The 7,247-nt window shown below is 71.1% G+C and carries 6 protein-coding genes; all 6 read right to left on the minus strand.

Annotated features, from left to right (window positions below):
* Nucleotides 1-3: 3 nt before the first annotated feature.
* Nucleotides 4-2,631 (minus strand): flagellar hook-length control protein FliK, encoded by a 2,628-nt coding sequence (locus QZ755_RS01965; protein ID WP_294319167.1) that lies wholly within the window; start codon nucleotides 2,629-2,631, stop codon nucleotides 4-6.
* A gap of 32 nt (nucleotides 2,632-2,663) precedes the next feature.
* Complete coding sequence (locus QZ755_RS01970; RefSeq protein ID WP_294319170.1) at nucleotides 2,664-3,092, minus strand: hypothetical protein; 429 nt, start codon at nucleotides 3,090-3,092, stop codon at nucleotides 2,664-2,666.
* Nucleotides 3,085-4,413, minus strand: a complete 1,329-nt coding sequence (locus tag QZ755_RS01975; protein ID WP_294319173.1) for a FliI/YscN family ATPase — start codon at nucleotides 4,411-4,413, stop codon at nucleotides 3,085-3,087. The genes QZ755_RS01970 and QZ755_RS01975 overlap by 8 nt, the downstream gene beginning before the upstream one ends.
* A complete protein-coding gene (locus QZ755_RS01980; protein ID WP_294319176.1) occupies nucleotides 4,413-5,174 on the minus strand; it encodes a FliH/SctL family protein in 762 nt (253 codons plus the stop codon). The genes QZ755_RS01975 and QZ755_RS01980 overlap by 1 nt, the downstream gene beginning before the upstream one ends.
* The gene (gene fliG, locus QZ755_RS01985; RefSeq protein ID WP_294319179.1) at nucleotides 5,167-6,174 is read right to left on the minus strand and encodes a flagellar motor switch protein FliG; all 1,008 of its coding nucleotides are present in this window, start codon (nucleotides 6,172-6,174) and stop codon (nucleotides 5,167-5,169) included. Before fliG ends, QZ755_RS01980 begins: the two co-directional genes overlap by 8 nt.
* Nucleotides 6,171-7,247, minus strand: a 1,077-nt coding sequence (locus QZ755_RS01990) for a flagellar M-ring protein FliF C-terminal domain-containing protein (RefSeq protein WP_294319182.1), incomplete at its 5' end; no start/stop codon positions are given. The genes fliG and QZ755_RS01990, both read right to left, overlap by 4 nt.

Below are 7,247 nucleotides of genomic sequence, written 5' to 3' on the forward strand. Positions count from 1 at the left end.
TCCTCAGGCGATCCGATCATCGGATCGGGTGGTTTGCGTGTTCGTCTGGCTCGTGGCGGCGCGGGGTGCGCGCGGCACGGGATTGTCCTGTGCTTGCCGCTGCGGCTGCCCGGATTGCTGCGATCCGACATCGACCTGCATCCCGCCCAGCTTCAGCCCGCGTGCCTCGGCCATCTGGACCAGCCGCGGCTGCGCCTCGGCCAGCAGGCGGCCGGCATCGGCATTGTCGCTGTTGAAGTGGACGTGCAGCTTGCCATCGTCGCCGGTGCGGATCGCGACCTCGACATCGCCCAGCGCGTCGGGCGACAGGCGGATGCGGGTTTCGCCGCCGTTCGTGTCGCTCGCCTCGCGCAGCGTCGTGATCCGGTCGATCATCCCCTCCACCCATTGCGGCTGGCGGGTATCGAGCGTCGGGTTCGCGGCATGGGCGGTCGGCGCGACCGGGCGCGGCACGGCGGCATCGGGCGCGGCGATGGCGCCGGTCGTCGGGATCGCCGGATCATCGTCCCGCCGTGCGCGCGGGGCCGGCGTATCGCCGTCGCGCAGCACCGCGCCGACCACGACCGGCGCGACCTCCGCCACCGGCGCGGCAGCGATGCGGGTGACCGGTGGCATCACCGCAGGCGTGCCGGGCGGGGCATCGGCTACGCGACGAACGGTCGGCGTGCTATCGTCACCCTCGCGCGGGTTCGCGTCCGTAACCGGGGCGGCGTCGGATATCGGCAGGCTGGCGATTCGCGTGACCGGCGACGCCAGGACGGTCGGCTGGGCCGCCGGGGCGGCGACCGGAACGACGGGTGCAGCGGCTTCGCTGGCGATCGGCGGGCGATCGGCGATCGCTTCGCTGGACGACGGCGCGAGGGTGGGCGGCCGGGTGGCGTCCGCCACGATGGCGTCAGGCGCGATCGGCTGGCGAGTAACGACCGCTTCTCCGGCAGGCGCGACCATGGTCGGCGGGGACGCCATCGGTGCAATCGGCGCCGTGGCTTCGCGTGCGATCGGCGGGCGTTCGGCGATCGCTTCCTCCGTCGGCACGGGGATTGCGGGCTGGGCCGTTGGCACAGCGGCGTCAGGGCCTGTCGGCTCGCGATCAACGCCCGCTTCCGTCATCGGCACGGCTGCGCCCGGATCGGCAGCCGGCGCTGACACGATCGTGTCGCGCTCGACCATCGCGGCGTCAGGCACCATGGCGCGGCGCGGCGCAGGGGCGACAGGCGCGAACCCTGTGCGCGCCGGCGGGGGGGACCGGAGGGAGGGCGATAGCGCCGCCGAAGCACCGGGCGGGAGCGGCACCGCCGTCGATCGCGCGATCGCATCGGCGTTCGTCGCCCGGCCGGACGGAGCGACGTCGACGGTACCCGGCGCTGCCGCGCGATCGGCGCGCGTGGCCGGCACGACCTCTACCCCTTCCTGCGCAGCGGGCACTGCCGCAGCCGCTTCGACCGGCAACAGGTCGATCATTCCTCCCGCAAGACCACCTCGCGCTACCGAAGCGACCGGCGGGCTGCCGGCGGTCGGCACCGGCCCGGTCGGGCGAACGCTCGATACGACCGGTGCGCTGTCCGGCATCGGCATCGCCGGCGACACGACGGACGACGCCGCGACCGGGGTGCGCGTTGCAGGTTGCAGGACGGCGGACCCTGCGTTCCGAACGGGCGCGTCGTCCGCGACCGGTGGCACCACGACATGCACCGGGACCACCTTGTCGGTATGCAGCGGCGTCACGCGCCCGATCGCCGGTTCGGCGCCGCTGGCGACTTCTTCCTTATCGACCCCGGCGGTCCGATCGACCACTGCGCCCCGGCGGGCGGTCGCGGGGGGCAGGGGGGCGTCGACCCGCTTTGCCATCCGCATCGGTGACGCCCTGGTCGATACCGGTTCGGCGGCGACGACCTCGCCCCCTTCGATCACCGGCGCGGCGGCGGGCGTCGGGTCATCCCCCGATGCAGCGGCAGGATCGCCAGCCTGTACCACGACCGGCGCCACGACCGGCGATACGATCGCTGCGGCGGGTTGCGGCACGATCGGCGGCGCGGCGATGATCGGCACCGCGGCATCCGCCGTCGGCTGGTCGGAATCGGCGCCGTCCTCGTCGTGCGCAGGATGCGGGGTATCAGGCGTCGCAATCTCGGCCCGCTTCGTACGGGGCGGAACCACCGCAAAGCGGGTCGGCACCGGCATGGCCGGCACGCGGGCGGCGACATCCTCGGCACGCGGCGGGGTTTCGACCGTCATCTCGTCGGGCAGCACGTCCGCCAGCACGCCGGTGGTGGCAGTTACCAGCACCGGGGCGGCCGCCCGGACCAGCGTCGCCGCCGGTCCAGTTGCCTCCTGCGGCAGCATCAGCACCGCCTCGGTCGCTGATACCGGCAGCGGCGGGGGCATCGGCGCAACCGCCTCGGTCGGGACCACGCCGTCCAGTGCGACCGGCGTGGCAAGCGGTACCGGCAAGGGGTTGCCGGTCGGGGCAACCGCCTGCCGTTCGGCCGGAGCCGTCACCGCCGTCGCATCGCCGGCCGGCACCATCCCCGCGATCAACGCGGCAAAGTCGCCGGCCGGCGTTCCGACAAGCGGCATCGCCTGCATCGCAAGCGGGGACGTGGTGCTGGAAAGGGCCGAGAGCAATTGCATGGGTCGATCCGTCAAGGCGTTCGACCGGTCGATCAGCAAGGATCGTGCCGATTGAGGCGACGGACCGGCGGCGCATTCTCCAGCGCGCGCAGTTCGCGCAGCGCGCGGGCGGCATGGGCGCGCTCCAGCAGCTTTTCGACTGCGCTCTGGTCGCGCTTGGCGGCCATGGTGGCCGATTTGGCGCGGGTCAGCCCGTCATCGGCCTGCGCCACGCGATGTTCGACGACGCGCGCCGTCGCGTGCAGCTTTTCGCGGTAATGGGCGGCGGCGCCCAGCGTCTGCGCGCTGGCGCTCGGCGTCGGCACCGGCGACACGGCCTGGGCCAGATTGAGGATGCGGTCGCGCAGCGCGATCTCCTCCGCCACGCGGGCGGCGGCGCGCGCCTCTTCGGCCTGGGTCAGGTTCAGCTGCATGGTCCGCACGCGCAGCACGCGCGACAGGCGCTTCGCCTTGTCAGACACCGAACACCCCCACCAGCTCGGCGACGGCATCGTCCAGCGACACCACCTCGTCCGAATCCTGCTTCACATATTCCATGACCGCCGGATGCGCGGCGAGCGCGCCGTCGATCGCAGCATCGGTGCCGGGGCGATAGGCGCCCATCAGCACCAGATCGCGATTTTCCTCATACGTCGCCAGATGCCGGCGCAGCACGCGGGCGGCGGCCAGATGCGGCTTGTCGGCGATGTCGGTCATCACGCGGCTGACCGACGGCCCCAGGTCGATCGCGGGATAGACGCCGCGTTCGGCCAGCTGGCGGCTCAGCACGATATGCCCGTCGAGGATCGAGCGCGCCGAATCGACCACCGGATCGCTGTTGTCGTCGCCATCGGCCAGCACGGTATAGATGGCGGTGATCGACCCGCCGGTGCGGACACAGGTGCCGGCCCGCTCGATCAGCCCCGGCAGCATCGCGATCGCCGAGGGCGGATATCCTCGCGCGGAAGCCGGTTCGCCCAGCGCCAGCCCGATCTCACGCCCCGCATGGGCGACGCGGGTCAGCGAATCGATGATGAGCAGGACCTTCTTGCCCTGTTCGCGAAACGCCTCGGCAATCGCGGTCGCGCGCAGCGCTCCACGAATGCGCAGCACCGGCGAATGGTTGGCCGGCACCGCGACCACGACGGACCGCGCCCGCGCATCGCCCTTCAGCTTGGTTTCGAGGAAGTCGGACACCTCGCGGCTACGCTCGCCGATCAGCCCGACGACGATCACATCGGCCTTGGCGGCGCGGACCATCATGCCGAGCAACACCGACTTGCCGACACCCGACCCCGCCATGATCCCGACGCGCTGCCCCTGACCAATCGTCAGCAGCCCGTTGATCGCGCGCACGCCGACGTCCATCGGTTCGAGGACGCGGCCCCGGTCCAGCGGCGACTGGATACGCCCGGCCAGCGGCCAGCGACCCGCACCGCGGATCGGCCCCTTGCCGTCGATCGGCTTGCCCGCGCCGTCGACCACCCGGCCGAGCATCGCATCGCCGACCTCGGCCTCGCCCGGCTTGTCGCCCGGCCGCACCAGCGCACCGGGGAGGAGCGGGGCAGGGCCGCCCAGATTCATCATCAGCGTGCGACCGTTGCGAAACCCGATCGCCTCCGCCTCGACATGGCCGCCATCGCCGGTGCCGACCTGGCACACAGTCCCGACCGGCAGCGACAGCCCGACCGCTTCCATCAGCAGCCCGTCATAGCTGGCGAGCTTGCCCGCCACCCGCGCGCGCGGGCGGAAATCGGTCGGGGCCAGCGCGCCCAGATAATCGTCGGCGAAACGGTTGAGCATCAGCGGGGGACCTGCACGGTTTCGATCGCGGCACCCAGCTGTTCCAGCCAGAGCGACGGACCATCCTCGACCACGGTCGAGGCGGATTCGAGGATGAAGCCGCCGCGCTCGACATGGGCGTCGGCGACCGGGAACACCGCCTTGGGCAGCTTGCCTTCGACGAGCGGCATGTCGGCTTCGTGCATCCGCAGGATCGCCGATTCGACGCCATCGGCCAACAGGTCGGCGGCGGCATCGATCCGCTCGACCAGGTGGTTGGCCGACACGCCGACTTCGCCGACGATCTGGCGCACCAGCGTCAGGACGGTCTGGCGCAGCCGCGCGGCCATCGCCTCGCGGTCGACATGGGTCGCGGTGCCCAGCGCATCGGCCAGCTTCGCCAGCAGCGCCTGATCGCGCGCGGTGTCGGACTGGCTCGCGGCGGCAGCGGCGGCCAGTCCCTCGGCATAGCCCGCCGCATGGGCTTCGGCGACCGGGTCCAGCGTGTGCGAAACCTCGTCGACGACCGCGCTGAACGGGTCCCAGCCCTCGGTCGGGTTGGCATCGGGATCGGCGGGGCGGAAATGCTTCGGACCCGTCGGCTGCACCGGTTCGACGGCGGCACCGAAATCGGCCGGGCGCACCGGCACGACGCCGGTCGCCGCGAACGGATCGGGCGTACCGAAGGCGCGGGCTAGGATGTCGGCCGCCGCGACGTGGCGGCTGGCGAACCCGGCGACGAAACCGCCGGCGGGCAGGGGGGATGCGGCGCTCTCAAACATAATCGTCGTCGCCGCCGCCCATCATGATCGTTCCGTCCTTGGCCAGCTGGCGCGCGACGGTGATGACGCCCTTCTGCGCGTCGAGCACCTCGGCGAGCTTCATCGGCCCGCGTGCCTCCATCTCGTCGCGGATGCCGTCGGCGGCGCGCGCCGACATGCAGCCCAGGAACCGGTTGCGGGCATTCTCGTCGACGCCCTTCAGCGCGCGCACCAGCAGGTCGCTGTCGACGTTGCGGATCAGCACGCCCAGATTCTTGTCGTCCATCTCCAGCAGGTTGTCGAAGACGAACAGCTGGTCCTCGATCTGGCGGGCAATGTCGCGGTCGATCTTGGCCAGTTTCGGCATGACCCGCGTCTCGGTCGCCTTGCGGCCCGACGACAGGATCTTCGCGGCATCCTTGGCCCCGCCCAGCTGTACGCCGGTGCCGCTGGAACGGCCGGTCGACCGGCGCGACAGCATCGATTTCAGCGTATCGATCGCCTCGGGCGTGATCGGTCCCAGCTTGGCGATGCGGTGCAGGATCTGCGGCTGCGACGCCTCGGGCAGCCCCTCCAGCACCTGCGCCGCGACGCTGGGGTCGAGATTGGCGAGCAGGACGGCGGCGATCTGCGGATGCTCGTCCTTGATCAGGCCGACGATCTCGGCCGCGTCCATCCAGTCGAGTAGCTCGATCTGGCACGCGGTCTCGACCGGCGTGATCCGGGCCAGCACGCTCTCCGCCTTGTCGGCGCCGAGCGCCCGGTTCATCACCTGTTCGATATGCGGGCGCGGGTCGAAGCCGACGGTCGTGCGCTCGCGGGCCTTTTCGACGAAATCGTCGAGGACCACCGACACTTCGTCCTCGCTGACATCGGCGACGCTGAACATCGCCTTGCCCAGCTGCTGGACCTCTTCGGGTTCCAGCTTCTGCAGGATGGCGGCGGCTTCCTCCTCGCCGACCAGCATCATCAGGACCGCGGCGCGCTCGACGCCGGTCTGGATACGGACGGGGGCGTTCACTGCTTGGTATCCGACTGGATCATGTCACGGATGGCGAGTGCGGCGCGCGTCGGATTGTCGCGGGTGAAGCCGCGGACCAGCCCGACCCGGTCGTCATATCCTTGCGCGGTTTCGAGCATCTCCATGCTGACCGGCTCCGGCCCGGCGGGGGCGGCCAGCGCGGCCTGCTGGGCGGCCTCGGCAGCGGTGGCGCGCGCGGTTTCGGCGGCGGCATCGGCCTTGCGCTTCTCGTTGATCGCCTTGACCATCGGGCGGACCCCCATGAACAGCACCAGCAGCGCGATGATGAGCGCGGTGCCGTTGCGGGCGGCCAGCGGCACCCAGTCGGCATCATACCACGGGCGGGCGACGTCGGTCGCGACCGCATCGGGCGAGAATTTCCGGCTGATGACCGTCACCGTGTCCTGGCGCTGCTGGTTATAACCGACTGCTGCCTTCACCAGGTCGTTGATCTGCTGGATTTCGGCCGGGGTGCGCGGCTTGGCGCCTTCGGGTTCGCGCAGCAGCACGGCGACCGACAGGCGACGGATCGATCCGGGGGCGGCGCGGGTCACCGACACTTCCTTGCCCAGGTCATAGGCGCGGTTGAAATTCTCGCTGGTCTTGACCGGCGCCGTGGCGCCCGGTGCCGTGCCCGGCTGGACCGTGGCACCGGCGGGGCCGGGGGTCGCGGTCGCCAGCGTCGATGCGGCGGGCGGCGTGTTGCTCAGCGCACCGGGTACGCCGCCGGGGGTCGTCTCGCCGGGGGTGTTGCCCTGCCAATTGCCCTGTTCGGCGCGGACGACGCCCTGCTTGTCATAGCTTTCGCGCGTCGCCTGGCTCTGGTCCAGATCGACATCGGCCTGGATTTCGGCCGAGAAATTGTTGGCGCCCAGCAGCGGGGTCAGCAGCGTGTTGAGCTGCGCGCGATACTTGTCCTCGATGCGCCGCTGGTAATCGATCCGCTCGTCGGAGAGCGTCGAGCCTTCGCTGCCGTCGGTCGGCTTGCTCAGCAGCGCGCCCATCTGGTCGATGATCGTCACCTGATCGGCCTTCATCCCCGGCACCGAGGAGGCGACGAGGTTGACGATCGA

This window comes from uncultured Sphingomonas sp., from assembly GCF_913776855.1.
In the GTDB taxonomy this organism is placed as follows: domain Bacteria; phylum Pseudomonadota; class Alphaproteobacteria; order Sphingomonadales; family Sphingomonadaceae; genus Sphingomonas.

Excerpts from the sequence above, each read along its gene's own strand:
- QZ755_RS01980 (WP_294319176.1), bottom strand. The coding sequence starts at position 5,174 with ATGTTTGAGAGCGCCGCATCCCCCCTGCCCGCCGGCGGTTTCGTCGCC.
- QZ755_RS01975 (WP_294319173.1), bottom strand. The coding sequence starts at position 4,413 with ATGCTCAACCGTTTCGCCGACGATTATCTGGGCGCGCTGGCCCCGACC.
- QZ755_RS01965 (WP_294319167.1), bottom strand. The coding sequence starts at position 2,631 with ATGCAATTGCTCTCGGCCCTTTCCAGCACCACGTCCCCGCTTGCGATG.